Here is a 23,344-nt window from a genome sequence, read left to right as displayed (position 1 = left end):
AGGTCACTCGATACCGACCTGATTGCGCCCATTGTGCTTGGCCGTATACAGCCCCTTGTCCGCCGCCATGATCACCTGGCGGCAACTGGAGCCCTGCTGCGGGACCATGGTGGACAGGCCGATGCTGACGGTCAGGCACGAACCTTCGGTCGGGGCATTGTGGGGGATGTTCAGCGCGGCGACGGCCATGCGCAGTTTCTCCGCCACCAGGCGCGCACCTCCCGGCGAGGTGTTGGGCAGCACCAGAGCGAACTCCTCGCCGCCGTAGCGCGCCGGCAGGTCCGACGGGCGGCTGCTGGCGTCACGGATGGTGTCGGCGACCTTACGCAGGGCTTCGTCGCCTTCGACGTGGCCGAAGCTGTCGTTATAGGTCTTGAAGAAGTCCACGTCGATCATCAGCAATGACAGCTGGGTCTGGTCACGCATGGCGCGGCGCCATTCCAGCTCCAGGTATTCGTCGAAGTGGCGACGGTTGGACAGCCCAGTCAGGCCATCGGAGTTCATCAACCGTTGCAGCACCAGGTTGGTGTCCAGCAACTGCTGCTGGCTGACCCGCAGCGCACGGTACGCCGCATCGCGCTGCAACAGGGTCATATAGGAACGTGAGTGATAGCGGATGCGCGCCACCAGTTCGATGTTGTCCGGCAGCTTGACCAGGTAATCGTTGGCGCCGGCTGCAAATGCCGCGCTCTTGATCAGCGGGTCTTCCTTGGTGGAAAGCACGATGATCGGGATGTTCGCCGTGGCCGGGTGGTTGCGGTACTCGCGCACCAGGGTCAGGCCGTCGAGGCCGGGCATCACCAGGTCCTGCAGGATCACCGTCGGTTTGATGCGGATGGCCTGGGCAATGGCCTGGTGCGGGTCGGCGCAGAAATGGAAGTCGATGTTTTCTTCATGGGCCAGGCCACGCCGCACGGCTTCGCCGATCATGGCCTGGTCGTCGACCAGCAACACCATGGCGGCGTTTTCGTCGGTCTTGATGTCGTCGATCTGTAAATCATTCATCTGCAGTCACCTGAATTACCACCTGCAAGCCAGCACCGTGCAAGGTCTTGCTCATTGTGCAAAGACCTCCAGCAGTCGAGGCGCAATTCTATCCAGTGGGCGAATTTCAACAGCGGCATCGATTGCCGCCGCCGCTTTGGGCATGCCATACACCGCCGAGCTTTGTTGATCCTGGGCGATGGTCAAATAACCTTGTTCACGCAGCAGTTTGAGACCCTGGGCCCCGTCGCGCCCCATGCCGGTCAGCAAGACGCCGACGGCATCGCCATTCCAGTGGCTGGCGACGCTCTCGAAAAACACGTCGATCGACGGGCGATAGATCTCGTTCACCGGCTCTGCGGTGTAGGCCAGCGTACCGTTCTTCAATAAACGAATGTGATGGTTGGTCCCGGCCAGCAATACCACCCCGCTCTGGGGCGGCTCACCTTCACGGGCCAGGCGCACCGGCAGGCTGGACGCGCTGCTGAGCCACTCGGCCATGCCGGCGGCGAACACCTGGTCGACGTGCTGCACCAGCACAATGGCGGCGGGAAAGTCGCGGGGCAGGCCTTTGAGCAGGGTTTCCAGGGCCGCCGGGCCGCCGGCCGAGGAGCCGATGGCCACCAGCCGCTGGCGTTTGCCCTCGTGGCGCGGCGGCGCGGCTTCCGCGCGCACACGGCTGCCGCGCTGGCCGATCAACCAACCGATGTTGAGGATCTTGCGCAGCAACGGTGCCGCCGCATCCTGGGGGTTGCCCACGCCCAAAGCTGGCGTGTCCACCACGTCGAGGGCGCCATGGCCCATGGCTTCGAACACGCGGCTCACATTGGCCTGGCGGTCGACGGTCACGATCAGAATCGCGCACGGGGTCTCGGCCATGATCTGGCGCGTGGCCTCCACACCGTCCATTACCGGCATGATCAGGTCCATAAGGATCAGGTCAGGGGTCAGTTCGGCGCAGCGCTGCACCGCTTCCAGGCCATTGCTGGCCACCCATACCACTTGATGCGCCGGCTCTAGACTCAACGCTCGGCGCAACGCCTCGATGGCCAGGGGCATGTCATTGACGATGGCGATCTTCATGCCCGCGCGCCTCCGATCAGTTCCATCACGGCATCAAGCAAGGCGTCGTCGTGGAAACTGGCCTTGGCCAGGTAATAGTCGGCCCCGGCGTCGAGCCCGCGTCGGCGGTCTTCTTCGCGGTCTTTATACGACACCACCATCACCGGCAACGATTGCAGGCGACTGTCACGGCGCAAGAGTGTGACCAATTCGATACCGTCCATGCGAGGCATATCAATGTCAGTGATCAGCAGGTCGAAATCCTCGGAACGCAAGGCGTTCCAGCCGTCCATGCCATCGACGGCCACGGCCACTTCGTAGCCGCGATTAAGCAGCAATTTGCGCTGCAATTCACGCACCGTGAGCGAGTCATCCACCACCAGCACGCGTTTGCGCGGAGCTTCGGCGGTCTGCTGGCTGCGCCGGGCGATACGCTCAAGGCGCCCGGTATTGAGCAGTTTGTCCACCGAACGCAGCATGTCTTCGACGTCGACGATCAGCACCACCGAGCCGTCGTCGAGCAATGCACCGGCGGAAATATCCTGGACCTTGCCCAGGCGATCATCCAGCGGCAACACCACCAGGGTGCGCTCGCCGATAAAGCGCTCCACGGCAATCCCATACACCGCGTCACGCTCGCGGATCACCACCACTTTCAGTGTTTCCGAAGGGTTCTGCCCCGCCGGTCGCTGCAACAATTGGCTGGCGGCGACCAGGCCGACATGCCGGCCTTCGTGCCAGAAATGCTGGCGTCCTTCCAGTTGCACGATGTCTTCCGGCGCCAGATCGCACATGCGTTCGATATGCGCCAGCGGGAAGGCATAAGCTTCTTCGCCGACCTCCACTACCAGGCTGCGCACCACCGAAAGGGTCAGCGGCACCTCCAGATGGAAACGGCTGCCCTGCCCCGCCGTCTGCTCCAGCACCACCGCGCCGCGCAGTTGGCGCACCATATGCTGCACCGCATCCAGCCCGACGCCGCGCCCGGACACCTCGGTGACTTTGTCGCGCAGGCTGAAACCCGGCAGGAACAGGAACGTCAGCAACTCCTCTTCGCTCAGGCGCAGCGCGGTCTCCAGCGGTGACAGCTTGCGCTCGACAATGGTGCCGCGCAGGCGTTCGAGGTCCACGCCATTGCCGTCGTCACTCAGCTCCAGCACCAACAGACCAGCCTGGTGCGAGGCGCGCAGGCGGATCAGCCCTTCGGCCGGTTTGCCCGCCAGCACACGTTGCTCGGGCATTTCGATGCCGTGATCGACGGCATTGCGTAACAGATGAGTGAGGGGCGCTTCGAGTTTTTCCAGTACGTCGCGATCGACCTGGGTTTTCTCGCCTTCGATTTCCAGCCGGACTTGCTTGCCCAGGCTGCGGCCCAGGTCGCGCACCATGCGCACCTGCCCAGCCAGCACGTCGGCAAACGGGCGCATGCGACAGGCCAGCGCGGTGTCATAGAGCACCTGGGCGCGCTGCCCGGCCTGCCAGCCGAACTCATCGAGCTCGGCGGTTTTTTCCGCCAGCAGCGCATGGGCTTCGCTCAGCAGGCGGCGCGCATCGGCCAGGGCCTCCTGGGCTTCGAGGTTCAGGTGCTGGGTCTTGAGTTGGCCATCGAGGGTGTCGAGGGCACGCACGCTCTGGCTCTGAATACGCTTGAGGCGCTGCAGGCTGACCAGGTAGGGCTTGATGCGCTGGGTTTCCACCAAAGACTTGCTCGACAGGTCCAGCAGGCTGTTCAAGCGCTCGGCGGTTACGCGCAGCACGCGCTCGCCGCCTTCGGTCATGCGCTTGCCCTGACGCGGTGGGTCGCTGGTGACGGGCGACGCGGGCTCGGGCTCCGGCGGCAGCTCTTCAAGCACCGGCTCGGGGGCTGGCTCGGGTACTGTTGGCGGCGCAACGCTGGGGCTCGGGTGCGAGGGGTCCAGCAAGCGCTCCATCAACGCCACGTACGCTTCGATATCCGCCGGCCCCACGTCGTTGCCGGGGGTGGCGATGCGCATCAGCAGGTCGGTGCCTTGCAGCAATGCGTCGATATGTTCAGGTTGCAGATACAGACGGCTTTCCTGGGCGCTGACCAGGCAGTCCTCCATGACATGGGCCACGCTGACCCCGGCATCCACCCCCACGATGCGCGCCGCGCCTTTGAGCGAGTGGGCCGCGCGCATGCAGGCTTCGAGTTGGTCGGCCTGGGTCGGGTTGCGCTCCAGGGCCAGCAGGCCCGCGCTCAGCACCTGGGTCTGTGCATCGGCTTCCAGGCTGAACAGTTCCAGCAGCGAGGCATCACGCATCTGGTCGGGGGTCATGTAAGGCTCCGTGTCACGGCAGACAACAACTGTGCCTCGTCCAGCCAGCGCAGGCTGCGGCCTTTCCATTGCAGCACGCCCTGGGTATAGCGCGCGCTGGCCTGGGTGCCGGACACCGACGCCGCGCTCAACGTACGCTCGTCGATGGCGTGGATACCGTCCACTTCATCCACCGGCACCACCACCGGACCATCCTGCGCGGCAATGATCAACATGCGCGGCATGCTGCGTGCGCCGCTGGGGGCACCGTCAGCGGCCTCCAGGCCGAGCAACTCAACCAGCGACAAGCACGCCACCAGCGCACCGCGCACATTGGCCACGCCGAGCAAGGCGCGCGAGCGCTGGTGCGGCAGCGAATGGATCGGTTGCAGCGGCGCCACCTCCACCAGGCAACGGGTGGCGATGCCGAGCCACTCGTCACCGAGGCGGAACATCAGCAGCGAGCGGGTCGCCAAGTCCTCGTCGACCGTCTCGGCGACGTGGCCGCGATGCGCGTCCTGTTGCAAGGCATAGCGGTCCAGCAGGCGCGTGGCGGCGGCGGAATAGACCGAGCAGTTACGGCAGTGGATATGTTCCACCAGCAGCGGGCAGGATTTGTCGCCATGGACGCCGATGCGGTTCCAGCAATCGTCGATGGCTTGGGTGTCGGCCATGGTCAGGTCCAGGCCGGTGGTGTCGAGCGCGTCGGGGCTACTCATGGTTTGGACTCACTGTCAGCTCGCTCGCTGCGGGCGGCCCGCGCCTGCAAACGACGCGCCCCCGCACTGTCGCCCTGGGATTCCAGCAGCGCGGCCAACTGCATCAGGGCCTGCGGATGCTGGGGTTCCAGGTACAAGGCTTTTCGATAATACCCCTGGGCCTGCTGGGCACTGCCCTCCACATCACTAAGCAGCCCCAGCCAATAGAACACCTGGGCGGCCGGGGGATGGTCGCTCAAATACTGTTCGCACATGGCGCGGGCCTCGGCACTTTTGCCTTGGTTGGCCAGGGTGGCGATACGGCTGAGCAAGGCGCCCGCTTCGGAGGGTGGCGCCTTGATCGGCACTACCTTGGCACTCACTGTGCTGAACGGCCGTGGTTTAGCCGGCAGCGGCGCCGCACTGCGTTGCGGCTTGGGCATCGGTATGAAGGTCGGCTCGGGCCTGACCGGTTCCGCGTGCCGACTGAAGGCAAAGGACTGCGGCACCCCAATCGAGCGCATGCCGTGCCGCCCCAACAAGCTGCCTTCGGCCGGGCCGATAAACAGCACGCCGTCGACGTGGGTCAGGGCCTTGAGCACTTCGAACACTTGCTGCTGGGTCGGTTGATCGAAGTAGATCAACAGGTTGCGGCAAAACACAAAATCGTAGCTGGCCTCATTGGCCAGCAGCGCCGGGTCAAGCAGGTTGCCCACTTGCAGACGCACCTGTTCGCGCACGCGGTCAGCGATGTGGTAACCGTCGCCGTGTTCGGTGAAGTGGCGTTCGCGAAAGGCCAGGTCACCGCCGCGAAACGAATTCTTGCCATACACGCCGCGCCGGGCGCGCTCCACCGACAGCGGGCTGACATCCATGCCCTGCACCTTGAACTGATGCGGCGCCAACCCGGCATCCAGCAGGGCCATGGCGATCGAGTAAGGTTCTTCCCCGGTGGAACACGGCAGGCTAAGGATACGCAGGGCGCGCATCTGCTTGATCTCGGCCAAGCGCGCGCAGGCCAAGCGCGCCAGCGTGGCGAAGGATTCGGGATACCGGAAAAACCAGGTCTCGGGGACGATCACCGCTTCGATCAGCGCTTGTTGCTCGTCGTGGGAGCGTTGCAGGCGCTGCCAGTAATCATCCGGGGTAAGTGCCCCGACAACCTGACTGCGCTGGCGCACGGCCCGCTCGATGATGGCCTCGCCCACCGACGCCACGTCCAGGCCGATGCGCTCCTTAAGGAAGGCAAAGAAGCGCGGATCGTTGCTCATAGGCTCAGCTCGCTGGAAAACAACAGGGCGCGCACGTCATCGGAGAGCAGATCATTAACGCCGATCCACTGCATCAAGCCTTCCGCATCTTCGCGCACAGGTCCCAGGTACGGCGCCTCCCGGTTGTCCAGGCCGTATGCTTGGAACTCTTCAAGGCCGCAACGCAGGGTGTCGGTGGCCTGCTCCAGAATCAGCCCCAGCCGGCGCGCCTCGACCCAGGGCTGCGGCTGGTAATGCACCAGCACCAGCCGAGTGCTGGTGCGGGCCTGGGCCGGCGTGCCGAAGGCCAGGGCACTGAGGTCGATGACCGGCACCAGCGCGCCGCGATGGGAGAAAATGCCGGCCACCCACACAGGAGCGTGGGCGATGGGTTTGAGCGGCAGGCGCGGCAGTACTTCGGCCACTTCGGTGGCCCGTAGGGCATAGCGTTCGCTGCCGATATGAAACACCAGGAACAACGCTTTTTTCGCTGCCGGGACGGCGCCGCGTTTAGCCGCGAGTTCGCTCATCAGACTTTGAAACGCGACACGCCGCTGCGCAGACCCACCGCAACCTGGCTCAGTTCATCGATGGCGAAACTGGCCTGACGCAGGGACTCCACCGTCTGGCTGCTGGCGTCGCCCAGTTGCACCAGCGCGTGGTTAATCTGTTCGGCCCCCGTGGCCTGGGCCTGCATGCCTTCGTTGACCATCAGCACTCGCGGCGCCAGGGCCTGGACCTGATGGATGATCTGCGACAGTTGCTCGCCCACCTGCTGCACTTCGAACATGCCGCGGCGCACTTCTTCGGAGAATTTGTCCATGCCCATCACCCCGGCCGACACCGCCGACTGGATCTCACGCACCATCTGCTCGATGTCGTACGTGGCCACGGCAGTCTGGTCGGCCAGACGCCGCACCTCGGTGGCGACCACGGCGAAGCCGCGCCCGTACTCACCGGCCTTCTCGGCTTCGATAGCGGCATTGAGCGACAGCAGGTTGGTCTGGTCGGCGACCTTGACGATGGTCACCACCACTTGGTTGATGTTGCCGGCCTTCTCATTGAGGATCGCCAGCTTGGCGTTGACCAGGTCGGCGGCGCCCATTACCGAGTGCATGGTTTCTTCCATACGCGCCAGGCCCTGCTGACCGGAACCGGCGGCCACCGATGCCTGGTCGGCGGCGGTGGAAACTTCGGTCATGGTGCGCACCAGGTCCTTGGAGGTGGCCGCGATTTCGCGGGAGGTGGCACCGATTTCGGTGGTGGTCGCCGCCGTTTCGGTGGCGGTGGCCTGTTGCTGCTTGGAGGTGGCGGCGATCTCGGTGACCGAAGTGGTCACCTGCACCGACGAGCGCTGGGCCTGGGACACCAGGGCGGTCAGCTCGGTCATCATGTCGTTGAAGCCGGTTTCGACCGCGTTGAATTCGTCCTTGCGCGACAGGTTCAGACGCTTGCTCAGGTCGCCGGTGCGCATAACCTCAAGAATTTCGACGATACGCTGCATGGGCGACATGATCGCGCGCATCAGCAGCAGACCGCACAGGCCAGCAGCCAGAATCGCCACGGCAAGCGACACGAACAAACTGATCTTGGCGGAGACCACTGCTTCATCGATGGCGGACGTTGCGTTATCGGACACGCCTTTATTTTCGGCGATGATGTCGTTGAGTTTCATGCGACCTTCAATCCAGATCGGCGTCAACTGCTCATCCAGCAACTCGTGGGCGGCCGGCAGATCGTTGGCCTGGATGCGATCGAGTACTTGCGCCAGGACCTTGTTGTAATTGCTGTGCGAGGCCTTGAAGTTATCGAACTCCATACGATCGGCCTGGTTGCCGATCGTTTTCTCGTAATTGGCCATTTGCTGTTCGATGCGCTTTTCGAAACCCTGGTAATCGGTCTTGTCGGCGCTGGTCAGGGTTTTGTCTTCGCGCATACCGATGATATCGAGGGTCTGCAGATAGCTGTCGACCCACGCGCTGCGGATCATTGAGCTCAGATAAACCCCCGGCACAGCGTCATCGCGCACGGCTTCTTGCCCAGCCTCGATTTTCATTAACCGTGAATAAGAGACCACGACCATTAACAGCATGATGGCGATAACGACCGCAAAACTTGCCAGGATCCGTTGGCGCAAGGTCCAATTCTTCACAGTACTTCCTCGAAGGGCCATTCAAATGGAGGGGAGTATAGCTGAGCAGCAGCGCTCATTTATGAATGGGTTTTGGTGGTCAACGGACATGAACGCTAAACGCCTGTGGGAGGGGGCTTGCCCCCGATGACGATACCTCAGTTGTAAAACCTGCAACTGATGCACCGCTATCGGGAGCAAGCCCCCTCCTACATTTTGTTTTAAACCGGTGGTTATTGGTTAAGCCGTACCTGTTTTTCCAGTTCCACCTTCAAGCCGGGCTCCAGTTTGAGCTGGCGCGCCAACTCATCCAGATACGCCTTCTCCATAAAGTTTTCCTCATCTACCAGCATCACGCTGGCGATGTACATCTCGGCGGCCATTTCCGGGGTGTCGGCGGCGCGGGCGACATCCGCCGGGTCCAGGGGCTTGTTCAGTTCGGCATGCAGCCAGTGTTGCAATTGGGGGTCATTGTCGAGTTTGGTGAACTCGCCTTCGATCAGCGCGCGCTCGCGCTCGTCAACATGGCCGTCGGCCTTGGCGGCGGCGACCAACGCCTTGAGGATGCCCTGGCTGTGCTGCTCGACCTGGGCCGGTGGCAGACGGTCGATGGTTTGCGGTTCGCCTTGGGGCGCACTGGCCTGTTGCGCCTGCCAGTTGCCATAGGCTTTGTAGGCGATGACGCCCAAGGCGGCCAAACCGCCGTAGGTCAGGGCCTTGCCGCCGAATTTGCGGGCTTTTTTGTTACCCAGCAACAGCCCCATGGCACCCGCCGCCAGGGCTCCCCCGCCGGCGCCACCGAGCAGGCTGCCCAGGCCGCCACCGCCGAGCAGACTGCCCAAGGCGCCCTTGTCTTCCTGTTTGCGCTGGCCGCCGGCCTTATTCTGCAACATGTCCTGACCGGACTTGAGCAACTGATCGAGCAATCCACGGGTGTTCATAACAGCCTCCAGACACTTGGGTTCATAGGACCAATAGGCTGCCAGCGTAAAACTAAGTGCCAAAAAACCAGGATCTAGAGTGCTTCCAGATGTAACGCCGCTGCCTATCGTATAAATCGATATACACTCAGGTACTTCTATAAAAACAGCCTTCTGGTAATTCCAGCATGATGACCTTGCGTCAAATCCGCCACTTCATTGCCGTGGCCGAGACCGGCTCGATCTCCGCCGCCGCGCAAACCGCGTTCATCTCTCAGTCGACCCTGACCCTGGCGATCCAGCAATTGGAGCAGGAAATCGGCGTCAACCTGTTCAATCGCCACGCCAAAGGCATGACCCTCACCCACCAGGGCCATCAGTTTCTGCGCCAGGCGCACCTGATTCTGGCCACCGTCGACAACGCCAAGCGCAGCCTGCAACAGAGCACCGACCAGGTAGCCGGGCAATTGATCGTCGGTGTGACCAGCCTGGTGGCCGGCTATTACCTGGCCGACCTGCTGACCCGCTTCCAGCGCGCGTACCCCAATGTGGAAATCCGCGTCATGGAAGACGAGCGCCCGTATATCGAACATCTGCTGGTCAGCGGCGAAATTGACGTGGGCGTGCTGATCCTGTCCAACCTCGAAGACCGCCACGCCCTGCAGACCGAAGTCCTGACCCACTCGCCCCACCGCCTGTGGCTGCCGGCGCAGCACCCGTTGTTGGAGCACGACAGCATCAACCTGGCCGATGTGGCACGCGAACCGTTGATTCAGTTGAACGTCGACGAAATGGGCCACAACGCCCAGCGCCTGTGGGCCGGCGCCGGCCTGCAACCGCGTGTGACCTTGCGCACGGCATCCACCGAAGCGGTGCGCAGCCTGGTGGCGGCGGGCCTGGGGGTGTCGATCCAGCCGGACATGACCTACCGCCCCTGGTCGCTGGAAGGCGACATCATCGAAGCGCGGCCGATTGCCGACCTCAGCCAAACCCTCGACGTGGGCCTGGCCTGGCGCCGTGGCACCGCGCGGCCGACCTTGGTGGACCCGTTCCTCACCGTGGCGCGCGAACAGCCGCACCCACGCAAGCCATCTATTTAATCGAATGCTGCATTCAGTATTTAGTATTTGTTGACCTCGCGCCCGCCCTCTACTCTCGACTCATCCATAAGAGAAAGCCGGGCGCCTTGTAAGAGAACGCCCATGGCCACACAAGAAAAGAGATCGCGAAAAATGTCCGGCGCGCCCACCCCGCTGCTCACCGCGTTGCTGATCGACGGCGAACTGGTCCAAGGCCAGGGGTTTGTCGAGCCGATCCTCAACCCGGCCACCGGTGAAGTGCTGACTCAAATCGCCGAAGCCAGCACCGAGCAAGTCGAAAGCGCCATCCTTGCCGCCCACCGCGCCTTTGCCGGTTGGTCGCGGACCACGCCGCAGCAACGCGCCAACCTGCTGCTGGGCATCGCCGATGCCATCGAAAAACAAGCCGACTACCTGGCCCGCCTGGAATCGCTGAACTGCGGCAAGCCGTTGCATCTGGCGCGTCAGGATGATTTGAGCGCCACTGTGGATGTGTTCCGCTTCTTCGCTGGCGCCGTGCGTTGCCAGACCGGCCAATTGAGCGGCGAATACCTGCCGGGCTACACCAGCATGGTGCGCCGCGACCCGATCGGCGTGGTGGCCTCCATTGCGCCATGGAACTACCCGTTGATGATGGCCGCGTGGAAGATCGCCCCGGCCCTCGCCGCCGGTAATACCCTGGTGTTCAAACCGTCGGAACACACGCCGCTGTCGATCCTGGCCCTGGCACCCGTGCTCAAAGAGCTGCTGCCACGGGGCGTGATCAACATTTTGTGCGGCGGCGGCGAAGGGGTCGGCAGCCATTTGGTCAGTCATCCCAAGGTACGCATGGTGTCGCTGACCGGCGATATCGTCACCGGCCAGAAGATTCTGCAAGCCGCGTCCAAAACCCTGAAACGCACGCACCTGGAACTGGGCGGCAAGGCACCGGTGATCGTGTGTAACGACGCCGACCTGCAGGCCGTGGTCGAAGGCGTGCGCGCCTATGGCTATTACAACGCCGGGCAGGATTGCACCGCCGCATGCCGTATCTATGCCCAGGCCGGGATTCACGACAAATTGGTCGCCGAGCTGGGCGCGGCCGTCGGCAGCCTGCGCTTTGCCGGCAAACGCGACGCCGATAACGAACTCGGCCCGCTGATCAGCACACGCCAGCGCGACCGCGTCGCCAGCTTTGTCGAACGCGCCCTCGGCCAACCGCATATCGAACGGGTCACCGGCGCCGCCGTGCATTCCGGTGCCGGTTTCTATTACCAGCCCACCCTGCTGGCCGGTTGCAAGCAAAGCGATGAGATCGTGCAGCGCGAAGTGTTCGGCCCGGTGGTCACCGTGACCCGCTTCGACGAACTGGAGCAAGCGGTGGACTGGGCCAACGATTCCGAATACGGCCTGGCCTCTTCGGTGTGGACCCAGAACCTGGACAAAGCCATGCAAGTGGCGGCACGCCTGCAATACGGCTGCACCTGGATCAACAGCCACTTCATGCTGGTCAGCGAAATGCCCCACGGCGGTTTGAAGCGCTCGGGGTATGGGAAAGATCTGTCTAGCGACTCGTTACAGGACTACAGCGTGGTGCGCCACATCATGGCGCGTCACGGTCAGCACCTTTAAAACAACAACTAAGCTCATGCGTCACGGCTTCACACACTGCCCCGACCATAATTAAAGAAGAGGGAACCCCCATGTCCGCGCACAAGACCGCACTGCTCAGTGCCTTGACCACCGCGCTGCTGGCCAGCGCCAGCCTGCAAGCCGCCGAACCGCTCAAGGCGGTCGGCGCCGGCGAAGGCCAGTTGGATATCGTCGCCTGGCCCGGCTATATCGAACGTGGCGAAAGCGACAAAGCCTACGATTGGGTCAGCGGTTTCGAGAAGGAAACCGGCTGCAAGGTCAATGTGAAAACCGCCGCCACCTCTGATGAAATGGTCAGCCTGATGGCCAAGGGCGGCTATGACCTGGTCACCGCCTCCGGCGATGCGTCGCTGCGGTTGATCGTCGGCAAGCGTGTGCAGCCGATCAACACCGCGCTGATTCCCAACTGGAAAAACCTCGACCCGCGCCTCAAGGATGCGCCGTGGTACGTGGTCGGCCAGCAAACCTATGGCACCCCGTACCAGTGGGGGCCGAACGTGCTGATGTACAACACCAGCGTGTTCAAGACCGCGCCCACTAGCTGGAGCGTGCTGTTCGACCCGCAGAACCTGCCGGACGGCAAGCCCAACAAGGGCCGCGTGCAGGCCTATGACGGCCCGATCTACATCGCCGACGCGGCGCTGTACCTCAAGGCCACCAAACCGGAGCTGGGAATCCAGAGCCCCTACGAGCTGACCGAAGCGCAATACAAGGCCGTGCTCGACCTGCTGCGCGCCCAGCAACCGCTGATCCACCGTTACTGGCACGACACCACCGTGCAAATGAGCGACTTCAAGAACGAAGGCGTGGTGGCCTCCAGTGCCTGGCCGTACCAAGTCAACGGGCTGGTCAACGAGAAACAGCCGATCGCCTCGACCATCCCCAAGGAAGGCGCCACCGGTTGGGCCGACACCACCATGCTGCACAGCGAGGCCAAGCACCCTAACTGCGCTTACAAGTGGATGGACTGGTCGCTGCAGCCGAAGGTCCAGGGCGATGTCGCCGCCTGGTTCGGCTCGCTGCCGGCGGTGCCGGCCGCGTGTAAAGAGAGCGAATTGCTCGGCGCCGAGGGTTGCAAGACCAATGGCTTCGACCAGTTCGACAAGATCGCCTTCTGGAAAACCCCACAGGCTGAAGGCGGCAAGTTCGTGCCGTACAGCCGCTGGACCCAGGACTACATTGCGATCATGGGCGGCCGTTAAAACCATCAAGACGGCATAGACCTACTGTGGGAGGGGGCTTGCCCCCGATAGCGGTGTGACAGCCAACACAGCTTTCACTGAACCACTGGCATCGGGGGCAAGCCCCCTCCCACATTGACCGCACTCACAGATGTTTTGTTTTTTCAGAAGTCCAGGCCGGGCCGCTGCGACGACCCGCGCCTTTTTGGAGCACCGCACCATGACGCTTGCAGTCCAATTCACCCACGTTTCCCGTCAGTTCGGCGAAGTGAAAGCCGTTGACCGGGTTTGCATCGATATTGAGGACGGCGAGTTCTTTTCCATGCTCGGCCCTTCCGGCTCGGGCAAGACCACCTGCCTGCGCCTGATCGCCGGCTTCGAACAACCCAGCGCCGGCTCGATCCGCATTCATGGTGAGGAAGCCGCCGGCTTGCCGCCGTATCAGCGCGATGTGAACACCGTGTTCCAGGATTACGCGCTGTTCCCCCATATGAATGTGCGCGACAACGTGGCCTATGGCCTTAAAGTCAAAGGCGTGGGCAAGGCCGAACGGCTCAACCGCGCCGAAGAAGCCCTGGGCATGGTGGCCCTGGGCGGTTACGGCGAACGCAAACCGGTGCAACTCTCCGGCGGCCAGCGCCAACGGGTGGCCCTGGCCCGCGCGCTGGTCAATCGCCCGCGCGTGCTGTTGCTTGACGAGCCCCTGGGCGCCCTCGACCTCAAGCTGCGCGAGCAGATGCAAAGCGAGCTGAAAAAGCTGCAACGCCAGCTCGGCATCACCTTTATCTTCGTGACCCACGACCAAACCGAAGCGCTGTCCATGTCCGACCGCGTGGCGGTGTTCAACAAAGGCCGTATCGAACAGGTCGACACCCCGCGCAACCTCTACATGAAACCGGCCACGGCGTTCGTCGCCGAATTCGTCGGCACCTCCAACGTGATTCGGGGCGAATTGGCCCAGCGCTTGAGCGGCAGCGCCCAACCGTTTTCGATCCGTCCGGAACATGTGCGGTTTGCCGAAGGCCCGCTGGGCGCTGGCGATGTGGAGATCAGCGGCGTGCTGCATGACATCCAGTACCAGGGCAGCGCCACCCGTTTTGAGCTGAAACTGGACAACGGCCAGACCCTGAGCATCAGCCAGGCCAACAACCAGTGGCTGGACACCAGCAGCGCCCATCAGGTCGGCCAGCCCCTCACCGCGCGCTGGGCCCGACAGGCCATGACGCCGTTGACCGATAACGCAGGCGAGGTGTGACATGAGCCTGGCCCTTTCCCAACAACCGCCGATGCGCAGGTTTTCCAACCTGCTGTACCGCAAGCCCAACCTATACCTGGCGATGCTGCTGGTGCCGCCGCTGATCTGGTTCGGCGCTATCTACCTGGGCTCGTTGCTGACCTTGCTATGGCAAGGTTTCTACACCTTCGACGACTTCACCATGGCGGTCACCCCGGACCTGACCCTGGCCAACTTCGCCGCGCTGTTCCAGCCGTCGAATTTCGACATCATCCTGCGCACGCTGAGCATGGCGATCGTGGTGTCGATCGCCAGCGCCATTGTCGCCTTCCCGATTGCGTACTACATGGCGCGCTACACCACCGGCAAAACCAAGGCGTTTTTCTACATCGCCGTGATGATGCCGATGTGGGCCAGTTACATCGTCAAGGCCTACGCCTGGACCTTGCTGCTGGCCAAGGGCGGCGTGGCGCAGTGGTTTGTGCAGCACCTGGGGCTGGAGCCGCTGCTGCATTTCGTGCTGGGCATTCCCGGCGTGGGCGGCAGCACCTTGAGTACCTCGCACCTGGGACGGTTCATGGTGTTCGTCTATATCTGGCTGCCGTTCATGATTCTGCCGATTCAGGCGTCCCTGGAGCGTTTGCCGCCGTCGTTGCTGCAAGCCTCGGCCGACCTGGGGGCCAAGCCGCGCCAGACCTTTATGCAGGTGATTCTGCCGCTGTCGGTGCCGGGGATCGCCGCCGGGTCGATCTTCACGTTCTCGCTGACCCTGGGCGACTTTATCGTGCCGCAACTGGTGGGCCCGCCGGGCTACTTCGTCGGCGGCATGGTCTACGCCCAGCAAGGCGCCATCGGCAATATGCCCATGGCGGCGGCGTTCACCCTGGTGCCGATCGTGCTGATCGCGATTTACCTGTCCATCGTCAAACGCCTGGGGGCCTTCGATGCACTCTGAAAAAGCATCTCTCGGTTTGCGCATAGCCGCCTGGGGCGGCCTGGTGTTCCTGCACTTCCCGATCCTGATCATCTTCCTCTACGCCTTCAACACCGAAGAAGCCGCGTTCAGCTTCCCGCCCCAGGGCTTCACCCTGAAGTGGTTCAGCGTGGCGTTCGCACGGCCCGACGTATTGGAAGCGATCAAGTTGTCGCTGCAGATCGCCGCCATCGCCACCCTGATCGCCATGGTGCTCGGCACACTGGCTTCCGCGGCGCTGTACCGGCGTGAGTTCTTCGGCAAACAGGGCGTGTCGCTGATGCTGATCCTGCCGATTGCGCTGCCGGGGATCATCACCGGTATCGCTCTGCTGGCGACGTTCAAGACCCTGGGCATCGAGCCGGGGATGTTCACCATCATCGTCGGCCACGCCACCTTTTGTGTGGTGATCGTCTACAACAACGTCATCGCCCGCTTGCGCCGCACCTCCCACAGCCTGATCGAGGCGTCGATGGACCTGGGCGCCGACGGCTGGCAGACCTTCCGCTACATCATCATGCCCAACCTGGGCTCGGCGCTGCTGGCCGGCGGCATGCTCGCGTTTGCGCTGTCGTTCGACGAAATCATCGTCACCACCTTCACCGCCGGGCATGAGCGCACCTTGCCGCTGTGGCTGCTCAACCAGTTGAGCCGGCCACGGGATGTGCCGGTGACCAACGTGGTGGCGATGCTGGTGATGCTGGTGACGATGTTCCCGATCCTGGGCGCTTATTACTTGACCCGCGGCGGTGAAAGCGTGGCGGGGAGCGGCGGTAAATAACTTGGCCACTGAAGCAACGCGGTTCAAATGTGGGAGGGGGCTTGCCCCCTCCCACATTTAAATCCGGTTTCTTCAGGGAAATAACACGCGTTTTTTGGAGGACTCAATCATGCAAACCAAACTGTTGATCAACGGCCAACTGGTACAAGGCGAAGGCCCGGCCCAGGCCATCTTCAACCCGGCCCTGGGCCGTGTGCTGGTGGAAATCAACGAAGCCAGCGAAGCCCAGGTCGACGCCGCCGTGCGCGCCGCCGATGCCGCGTTCGAAAGCTGGTCGCAAACCGCGCCCAAGGACCGCTCGCTGTTGCTGCTCAAATTGGCGGACGCCATCGAAGCCCACGGCGAAGAACTGGCCAAGCTGGAGTCGGACAACTGCGGCAAACCCTACAGCGCCGCGCTGAACGACGAGATCCCGGCGATTGCCGACGTGTTCCGCTTCTTTGCCGGTGCCAGTCGCTGCATGAGCGGTTCGGCCGGCGGCGAGTACTTGCCCGGCCATACCTCAATGATCCGCCGCGATCCGGTGGGCGTGATCGCGTCCATCGCACCGTGGAACTACCCGCTGATGATGGTCGCCTGGAAAATCGCCCCGGCCCTGGCCGCCGGTAATACCGTGGTGCTCAAACCGTCGGAACAAACCCCACTGACGGCATTGCGCATGGTGGAACTGGCGTCGGAAATCTTCCCGGCCGGCGTGCTCAACCTGGTGTTTGGCCGCGGCCCGACCGTAGGCAGCCCGCTGGTGCAGCATCCGAAAGTGCGCATGGTGTCGCTGACCGGTTCCATCGCCACCGGCGCGAACATCATCGCCAATACCGCCGACAGCGTGAAGCGCATGCACATGGAGCTGGGCGGCAAGGCACCGGTGATTATCTTCAACGACGCGGACATCGACGCCGCCGTGGAAGGCATCCGCACTTTCGGTTTCTACAACGCCGGCCAGGACTGTACGGCGGCGTGTCGCATCTATGCCCAGGCGGACATCTACGACGCCTTTGTCGAGAAACTCGGCGCGGCGGTCGCCAGCATCAAGTACGGCTTGCAGGATGACCCAAGCACCGAGCTGGGGCCATTGATCACCGCACAACACCGCGACCGCGTGGCCGGGTTTGTCGAACGTGCCGTGGCGCAACCGCATATCCGTCTGATCACCGGCGGCAAGGCCGTAGAAGGCAACGGGTTCTTCTTTGAACCGACCGTGCTGGCCGACGCCCAGCAAGACGACGAAATCGTGCGCCGCGAGGTGTTCGGGCCGGTGGTGTCGGTTACCAAATTCTCGGATGAAGCCCAGGTGCTGGGTTGGGCCAACGATTCGGACTACGGCCTTGCGTCATCCGTGTGGACGGCCGACGTAGGACGCGCCCATCGCCTGGCCGCGCGCTTGCAATACGGCTGCACCTGGGTAAACACCCATTTCATGCTCGTCAGCGAAATGCCCCACGGCGGTCAGAAACTGTCGGGGTATGGCAAAGACATGTCCATGTATGGGCTGGAGGACTACACCACGGTCCGGCATGTGATGTTCAAGCATTGATTCGCCGCCCCCCCTGCAAGCAGGCGCTTGCAGGGGGGCTTATAACAATAATTTTCAGGATCCCCCATGGACATCACCCGCCGCGACTTCCTCAACGGCGTCGCCATCACCGTTGCTGCCGGCATCACGCCGCTGCAGATTCTCCAGGCCGCCCCCGACGGTCGCTATTACCCACCCGCCCTCACCGGCCTGCGCGGCAGTCATGTCGGTTCGTTCGAAGTGGCGCATCAGATGGGCTGGGAAAAGAAGGTCTTCGACACCGATACCTTGCCGATCACCGAGGACTATGACCTGGTGGTGGTCGGCGGTGGCCTGAGCGGTCTGGCGGCGGCGTGGTTCTACCGTGAGAGGCACCCCAAGGCGAAAATCCTGATCCTGGAAAACCACGACGATTTCGGCGGCCATGCCAAACGCAATGAGTTCCAGACCGGCGGCCGCATGATCATCGGCTATGGCGGCAGCGAAGCCTTCCAGTCGCCCACCCACCTGTTCAGCGAGCAAGTGAACGGTTTGTTGAAAAAGCTCGGGGTGAATATCAAGCGCTTCGAAACCGCCTTCGACCGCCCGTTCTACCCCAGCCTGGGGCTGTCGCGCGGGGTATTTTTCGACAAGGAAAACTTCGGCGAAGACAAACTGGTGACCGGCGACCCGACGCCGATGGTGGCCGACGATATCGCCCCGGAACAGCTGCATGGGCGCGCCCTGAAAGACTTTATCAATGACTTCCCACTGCCGCCTGCGGACCGCCAGGCGTTGATTGAATTGCACACTGCGCCCAAGGACTACTTGCCGGGCAAAACGGCCGAGGAAAAGGCCGATTATCTGGCGGCCACCAGCTACCGAGACTTCCTGCTCAAGAACGTGGGGTTGTCGGAAGGTGCGGTGAAATACTTCCAGAGCCGCACCAATGACTTTATGGCCTTGAGCATTGATGCCGTGGCTGCGTCCGACGCTTATAACGTCGGTTTCCCTGGCTTCGCGGGGATGAACCTGACGCCGATCAGTGAAGAAGCTGCGGCAGAAATGGAAGAGCCCTACATCTACCACTTCCCGGACGGCAACGCGTCGCTGGCGCGCCTCTTGGTGCGCAGCCTGATTCCGGGGGTGGCGCCGGGGCACACCATGGACGATATCGTGCTGGCGCCCTTCGACTATGCCAGGCTCGACCAACCCAAGGCGCCGGTGCGCCTGCGCTTGAACAGCACGGCGGTGAGTGTGCGCAATGTCGGCGACGGCGTGCATATCGGCTACAGCCGAGGCGGCCAACTGGCACAAGTACGCGGCAAACGCTGCATCCTGGCCTGCTACAACATGATGATTCCGTACCTGCTCAAGGGCCTGCCCGCGCCCCAGGCCCATGCGTTGAGCCAGAACGTGAAATTCCCCTTGGTGTACACCAAGGTGGTGATTCGTAACTGGCAGGCGTTTGAGAAGTTGGGCGTGCATGAAATCTACGCAGCTACCCAGCCTTACAGCCGCATCAAGCTGGACTACCCGGTGAGCATGGGCGGCTACGACCACCCGCGCGACCCGACGCAGCCCATCGGCTTACACATGGTCTACGTGCCCACCAGCCCCAACAGCGGCATGAACGCCCGCGACCAGGCCCGCGCCGGACGCGGCCGGTTGTATGGGCAGACATTCGAGCAACTGGAAGCGCAATTACGTGACCAACTGCAACGCATGCTCGGCCCGGGCGGGTTCAACCATGAGACGGATATCCTGGCGATCACCGTGAATCGCTGGTCCCACGGCTATGCGTACTTTTCCAACAGCCTGTTCGATGACGCCGACGAAAGTGAAGCGCTGATGAACCTGGCGCGCAAACCGTTGGGGCATGTGAGCATCGCCAACTCGGACGCGGCCTGGAGTGCGTACGCGCATGCGGCGATCGACGAGGCGTACCGAGCCGTGGGCGAAGTGGCCTGAGACACACCTCTGACAGGCAATACAAAACTGTTTGTGGGAGGGGGCTTGCCCCCGATAGCAGTGGGTCAGCACTGAATAGTCGGCTGATGCACCGCTATCGGGAGCAAGCCCCCTCCCACATTGGTTGTTCATAATTCGTGAGTAATGTGGTTGCCCCACAGCCCCGGAAATGTCTTGTCGCACTTGCAATGCTATCACCCCGCCATCAATCATTTTTCCTACACCATCGAACCGCTTAAGCTATCCGGCGTCTGTTTAATGTTCGTTGCGTTTGGCCGAAGGCATGTCCGAACCGTACTTTCTGATCCAGCACGTGCCAGGAACGGCGCGGGATTTGCTCACGACAGGTTGTCTCTATGCATCGTAGGAATTTGCTCAAAGCGTCCATGGCCATTGCGGCTTATACCGGTCTGTCGGCCAGTGGCCTGCTCGCCGCCCAAGCATGGGCCGGGAACCGCGCCGCCGATGGGAAAGCCGTGGCGTTCGACTTCGAATCGCTCAAGGCCCAGGCCAAACAACTGGCCGCAACCGCCTACAAAGACACCAAACAGGTGCTGCCGCCGACCCTGGCGAGCATGACCCCGCAGAATTTCAACGCCATCGGCTACGACCGCAACCATTCGCTGTGGAAAGAGCTGAATGGCCAACTGGACGTGCAGTTCTTCCACGTCGGCATGGGCTTCAAGACGCCGGTGCGCATGCACAGCGTCGACCCTAAGACCCGCGAAGCCCGTGAGGTGCATTTCCGCCCTTCGCTGTTCAACTATGAAAAAACTACGGTCGATACCAAGCAACTGACCGGCGACCTGGGTTTCTCCGGCTTCAAACTGTTCAAGGCGCCGGAGCTGGACCGTCATGATGTGCTGTCGTTTCTCGGCGCCAGCTATTTCCGCGCGGTGGATTCCACTGGCCAGTACGGCCTGTCCGCGCGTGGCCTGGCAATCGACACCTACGCGAAAAAACGCGAAGAGTTCCCGGATTTCACGCAGTTCTGGTTCGAAACCCCGGATAAGAACGCTACCCGCTTCGTGGTCTATGCCCTGCTCGACTCGCCGAGCGCCACTGGTGCCTACCGCTTCGATATCGACTGCCAAGCCAACCAGGTGGTGATGGCCATCGACGCGCATATCAATGCGCGCACGGCCATCGAACAATTGGGCATCGCACCGATGACCAGCATGTTCAGCTGCGGCACCCACGAGCGCCGCATGTGCGACACCATCCACCCGCAGATCCACGACTCGGACCGCCTGGCCATGTGGCGCGGCAATGGCGAGTGGGTCTGCCGCCCGCTGAATAACCCAGCCAAGCTGCAATTCAATGCGTTCGCCGACACCGACCCGAAAGGCTTCGGGCTGGTGCAGACCGACCACGAATTCGCCAGCTATCAGGACACCGTGGACTGGTACAGCAAACGCCCAAGCCTGTGGGTGGAGCCAACCACCGCTTGGGGCGAAGGCTCCATCGACCTGCTGGAAATCCCCACTACCGGCGAAACCCTGGACAACATCGTGGCCTTCTGGACCCCGAAGAAACCCGTGGCCGCCGGCGATTCGCTCAACTACGGCTATAAGTTGTACTGGAGCGCCTTGCCGCCGGTAAGCACGCCGTTGGCGCAAGTGGATGCTACCCGTTCCGGCATGGGCGGTTTTACCGAAGGCTGGGCACCGGGCGAGCATTACCCGCCGGTGTGGGCGCGCCGCTTCGCGGTGGACTTCAAGGGGGGCGGCCTGGACCGCTTGCCGGAGGGCACCGGGATCGAACCGGTGGTGACCTGTTCCCACGGCGAGGTGAAGGACTTCAGCGTGCTGGTACTGGATAACATCAAGGGCTACCGCATTCTGTTCGACTGGTACCCGACCAGCGACAGCGTGGAACCGGTGGAGCTGCGTTTGTTTATCCGCACCCAGGACCGCACCTTGAGCGAAACCTGGTTGTATCAGTACTTCCCGCCGGCACCGGACCAGCGCAAGTACACCTGATGCACCATGGGGGAGCGTTCGCTCCCCCATGATTGAACCGCGATTCAGAATCGCGACACGCTTTTCATCGCTCCAATCAAGTACCGCATCGCCACCTGGTCGTCCTCGGTCAGGGCGCGGTACTGCGCCAACAACGCCTCTTCATCCGAACTCAGCCTTCGACCTCGCAACGCCACCCTGCGGGTCAGAAATGACGCCACCATACCCGCTACACCATAGGACTTGGCCATGGACTGCTTCTCCTGATAACAATCAAATACTCCTGGCGCCCATCACCTGCGTCCCGTGAAGCGCAATGCCTCAGTGGGCAAGCCGCCTGATTTCCTGGGCCAGAAATCAGGCTTACCGTAAGCGTAGAAACATTCTGATGACGCGTGGGATTTTTTTAGAGCATTCACTTAAAAAATTTCTTCGGTAACAAAGACCTACAGGTATTTCCCATACTCAGGGCAATAAAAAACCCACCGGATCAGGGTGGGTTTCTTATTGTCGCGACGGCTAATCCCTCAAGTCGGACTCATGGATCGGCTGATCGCGATGGGTCGCCCGCTGATACTGCGCCGGCCAGATCGCCTTGCGCCCACCCAGGTCGTCGTCGGCATGCAACGGCCAGTACGGATCGCGCAGCAGTTCACGGGCCAGGAAGATGATGTCGGCCTGACAGGTACGCAGGATGTGCTCGGCCTGCGCCGGCTCGGTGATCATGCCGACGGTGCCGGTGGCGATTTCTGACTCTTTGCGCACCCGCTCGGCGAAACGGGTCTGGTAACCCGGGCCGGTGGGGATCTCGGCGTTGGCGGCGGTGCCGCCGGACGAGACGTCGATCAAATCCACCCCGATTGCTTTGAGGCGGCGCGCCAGTTCCACGGTTTCATCCGGGTTCCAGCCGTCTTCCACCCAGTCGGTGGCAGATACGCGCACGAACAGTGGCAGTTCTTGAGGCCAGACGTCGCGCACGGCTTCGGTCACTTGCAACACCAATCGAATGCGATTCTGGAACGAGCCCCCGTACTGGTCCTGACGTTGATTGCTCAGTGGCGACAGAAACTGGTGCAGCAGATAGCCATGGGCCGCGTGGATCTCCACCACCTTGAAACCGGCGGTCAAGGCGCGTTTGGCGGCCGCGACGAAGTCGGCAATCACCTGTTGGATCTGTGCTTCATCCAGCTGTTTGGGTTGTGTGTGCAGCGGGTCGAAGGCAATCGGCGAAGGGCCGACCGGCACCCAGCCGCCGTCTTCGGGCTTGACGCTGCCATGCTTGCCGAGCCACGGGCGGTGGGTGCTGGCCTTGCGCCCGGCATGGGCCAGTTGAATACCGGCCACCGCCCCTTGGGCCGCAATAAAGCGCGTAATGCGTTGCAGCGGCTCGATCTGTTGATCGTTCCACAGCCCCAGGTCCTGAGCGGTGATACGGCCATCGGCGGTCACGGCGGTGGCTTCGGTGAAGATCAGGCCGGCGCCGCCCACGGCACGGCTGCCGAGGTGCACCAGGTGCCAGTCGTTGGCCAGGCCATCGACACTGGAGTACTGGCACATCGGCGATACGGCGATGCGATTGGGCAGGGTCAATTGGCGCAGGGTATAGGATTCGAGCAGCTGACTCATGGCGCACCTCTTCTGGGTTCTGTGGGCACTATTCAAACCGTGCTTAGAGCCTAGTCGACAACGCGCGATTGCACAGGGTTCAGCGCAAAGCGG

General features: G+C 62.5%; 19 protein-coding genes. 9 read left to right on the top strand and 10 right to left on the bottom strand.

What is annotated here, in order from left to right:
• Positions 1-3: 3 nt before the first annotated feature.
• The 8 genes from HRH33_RS06940 to HRH33_RS06905 form a co-directional block, all read right to left on the bottom strand.
• Positions 4-1,005: a diguanylate cyclase gene (locus HRH33_RS06940; RefSeq protein ID WP_034096198.1), complete on the bottom strand. Its 1,002-nt coding sequence runs from the start codon at positions 1,003-1,005 to the stop codon at positions 4-6.
• Positions 1,006-1,056: 51 nt separating this feature from the next.
• Positions 1,057-2,067, bottom strand: a complete 1,011-nt coding sequence (cheB, locus tag HRH33_RS06935) for a chemotaxis response regulator protein-glutamate methylesterase (RefSeq protein ID WP_167416417.1) — start codon at positions 2,065-2,067, stop codon at positions 1,057-1,059.
• Entirely contained in the window at positions 2,064-4,343 is a 2,280-nt protein-coding gene (locus HRH33_RS06930) for a hybrid sensor histidine kinase/response regulator (RefSeq protein WP_167416416.1), read from the bottom strand. The genes cheB and HRH33_RS06930 overlap by 4 nt, the downstream gene beginning before the upstream one ends.
• Complete coding sequence (locus tag HRH33_RS06925; RefSeq protein WP_167416415.1) at positions 4,340-5,041, bottom strand: chemotaxis protein CheW; 702 nt, start codon at positions 5,039-5,041, stop codon at positions 4,340-4,342. Before HRH33_RS06925 ends, HRH33_RS06930 begins: the two co-directional genes overlap by 4 nt.
• Positions 5,038-6,291, bottom strand: a complete 1,254-nt coding sequence (locus HRH33_RS06920) for a CheR family methyltransferase (RefSeq protein ID WP_034096194.1) — start codon at positions 6,289-6,291, stop codon at positions 5,038-5,040. The genes HRH33_RS06925 and HRH33_RS06920 overlap by 4 nt, the downstream gene beginning before the upstream one ends.
• The gene (locus HRH33_RS06915) at positions 6,288-6,800 is read right to left on the bottom strand and encodes a chemotaxis protein CheW (RefSeq protein ID WP_167416414.1); all 513 of its coding nucleotides are present in this window, start codon (positions 6,798-6,800) and stop codon (positions 6,288-6,290) included. The genes HRH33_RS06920 and HRH33_RS06915 overlap by 4 nt, the downstream gene beginning before the upstream one ends.
• Entirely contained in the window at positions 6,800-8,422 is a 1,623-nt protein-coding gene (locus tag HRH33_RS06910) for a methyl-accepting chemotaxis protein (RefSeq protein ID WP_034096192.1), read from the bottom strand. Before HRH33_RS06910 ends, HRH33_RS06915 begins: the two co-directional genes overlap by 1 nt.
• Positions 8,423-8,634: 212 nt before the next feature.
• Positions 8,635-9,342, bottom strand: a complete 708-nt coding sequence (locus HRH33_RS06905; RefSeq protein WP_167416413.1) for a tellurite resistance TerB family protein — start codon at positions 9,340-9,342, stop codon at positions 8,635-8,637.
• 167 nt (positions 9,343-9,509) lie between these two features.
• On the opposite strand from HRH33_RS06905, the gene HRH33_RS06900 reads away from it, so the two are divergent.
• The 9 genes from HRH33_RS06900 (at position 9,510) to HRH33_RS06860 (ending at position 21,646) form a co-directional block, all read left to right on the top strand.
• Positions 9,510-10,421 carry a LysR family transcriptional regulator gene (locus HRH33_RS06900; protein ID WP_034096190.1) on the top strand — a complete coding sequence of 304 codons (912 nt, stop codon included), beginning with the start codon at positions 9,510-9,512 and terminating at the stop codon, positions 10,419-10,421.
• A 132-nt stretch (positions 10,422-10,553) separates the two neighbouring features.
• Positions 10,554-12,011, top strand: a complete 1,458-nt coding sequence (locus HRH33_RS06895; RefSeq protein WP_034137209.1) for a gamma-aminobutyraldehyde dehydrogenase — start codon at positions 10,554-10,556, stop codon at positions 12,009-12,011.
• Between the two features lie 71 nt (positions 12,012-12,082).
• Positions 12,083-13,234 (top strand): putative ABC transporter substrate-binding protein YdcS, encoded by a 1,152-nt coding sequence (gene ydcS, locus HRH33_RS06890; RefSeq protein WP_034112087.1) that lies wholly within the window; start codon positions 12,083-12,085, stop codon positions 13,232-13,234.
• A 199-nt stretch (positions 13,235-13,433) separates the two neighbouring features.
• Positions 13,434-14,468 carry an ABC transporter ATP-binding protein gene (locus tag HRH33_RS06885; RefSeq protein ID WP_099312733.1) on the top strand — a complete coding sequence of 345 codons (1,035 nt, stop codon included), beginning with the start codon at positions 13,434-13,436 and terminating at the stop codon, positions 14,466-14,468.
• Between the two features lies 1 nt (position 14,469).
• Positions 14,470-15,402: an ABC transporter permease gene (locus HRH33_RS06880; protein ID WP_034096187.1), complete on the top strand. Its 933-nt coding sequence runs from the start codon at positions 14,470-14,472 to the stop codon at positions 15,400-15,402.
• The gene (locus tag HRH33_RS06875) at positions 15,392-16,201 is read left to right on the top strand and encodes an ABC transporter permease (protein ID WP_034096186.1); all 810 of its coding nucleotides are present in this window, start codon (positions 15,392-15,394) and stop codon (positions 16,199-16,201) included. Before HRH33_RS06880 ends, HRH33_RS06875 begins: the two co-directional genes overlap by 11 nt.
• A 109-nt stretch (positions 16,202-16,310) precedes the next feature.
• On the top strand, positions 16,311-17,735 hold the full coding sequence (locus HRH33_RS06870; RefSeq protein ID WP_094064784.1) for a gamma-aminobutyraldehyde dehydrogenase: 1,425 nt from the start codon (positions 16,311-16,313) through the stop codon (positions 17,733-17,735).
• A gap of 66 nt (positions 17,736-17,801) precedes the next feature.
• Positions 17,802-19,664: an NAD(P)-binding protein gene (locus HRH33_RS06865; protein WP_167416412.1), complete on the top strand. Its 1,863-nt coding sequence runs from the start codon at positions 17,802-17,804 to the stop codon at positions 19,662-19,664.
• 356 nt (positions 19,665-20,020) lie between these two features.
• Positions 20,021-21,646 carry a glucan biosynthesis protein D gene (locus HRH33_RS06860; protein ID WP_040267445.1) on the top strand — a complete coding sequence of 542 codons (1,626 nt, stop codon included), beginning with the start codon at positions 20,021-20,023 and terminating at the stop codon, positions 21,644-21,646.
• A gap of 44 nt (positions 21,647-21,690) precedes the next feature.
• Here HRH33_RS06860 and HRH33_RS06855 read toward each other — a convergent pair whose 3' ends face one another.
• Together HRH33_RS06855 and HRH33_RS06850 are read right to left on the bottom strand one after the other, a co-directional pair.
• Complete coding sequence (locus HRH33_RS06855; RefSeq protein ID WP_034096182.1) at positions 21,691-21,876, bottom strand: hypothetical protein; 186 nt, start codon at positions 21,874-21,876, stop codon at positions 21,691-21,693.
• Positions 21,877-22,144: 268 nt separating this feature from the next.
• Positions 22,145-23,251 (bottom strand): NADH:flavin oxidoreductase/NADH oxidase, encoded by a 1,107-nt coding sequence (locus tag HRH33_RS06850; protein ID WP_040267444.1) that lies wholly within the window; start codon positions 23,249-23,251, stop codon positions 22,145-22,147.
• Positions 23,252-23,344 lie beyond the last annotated feature (93 nt).

The sequence above is a fragment of the Pseudomonas rhodesiae genome (assembly GCF_013285305.1).
Classification (GTDB): domain Bacteria; phylum Pseudomonadota; class Gammaproteobacteria; order Pseudomonadales; family Pseudomonadaceae; genus Aquipseudomonas; species Aquipseudomonas rhodesiae.
The sequence above is the reverse complement of the archived record's forward strand: the minus strand, read 5'-3'. Positions and strand labels throughout refer to the sequence as shown.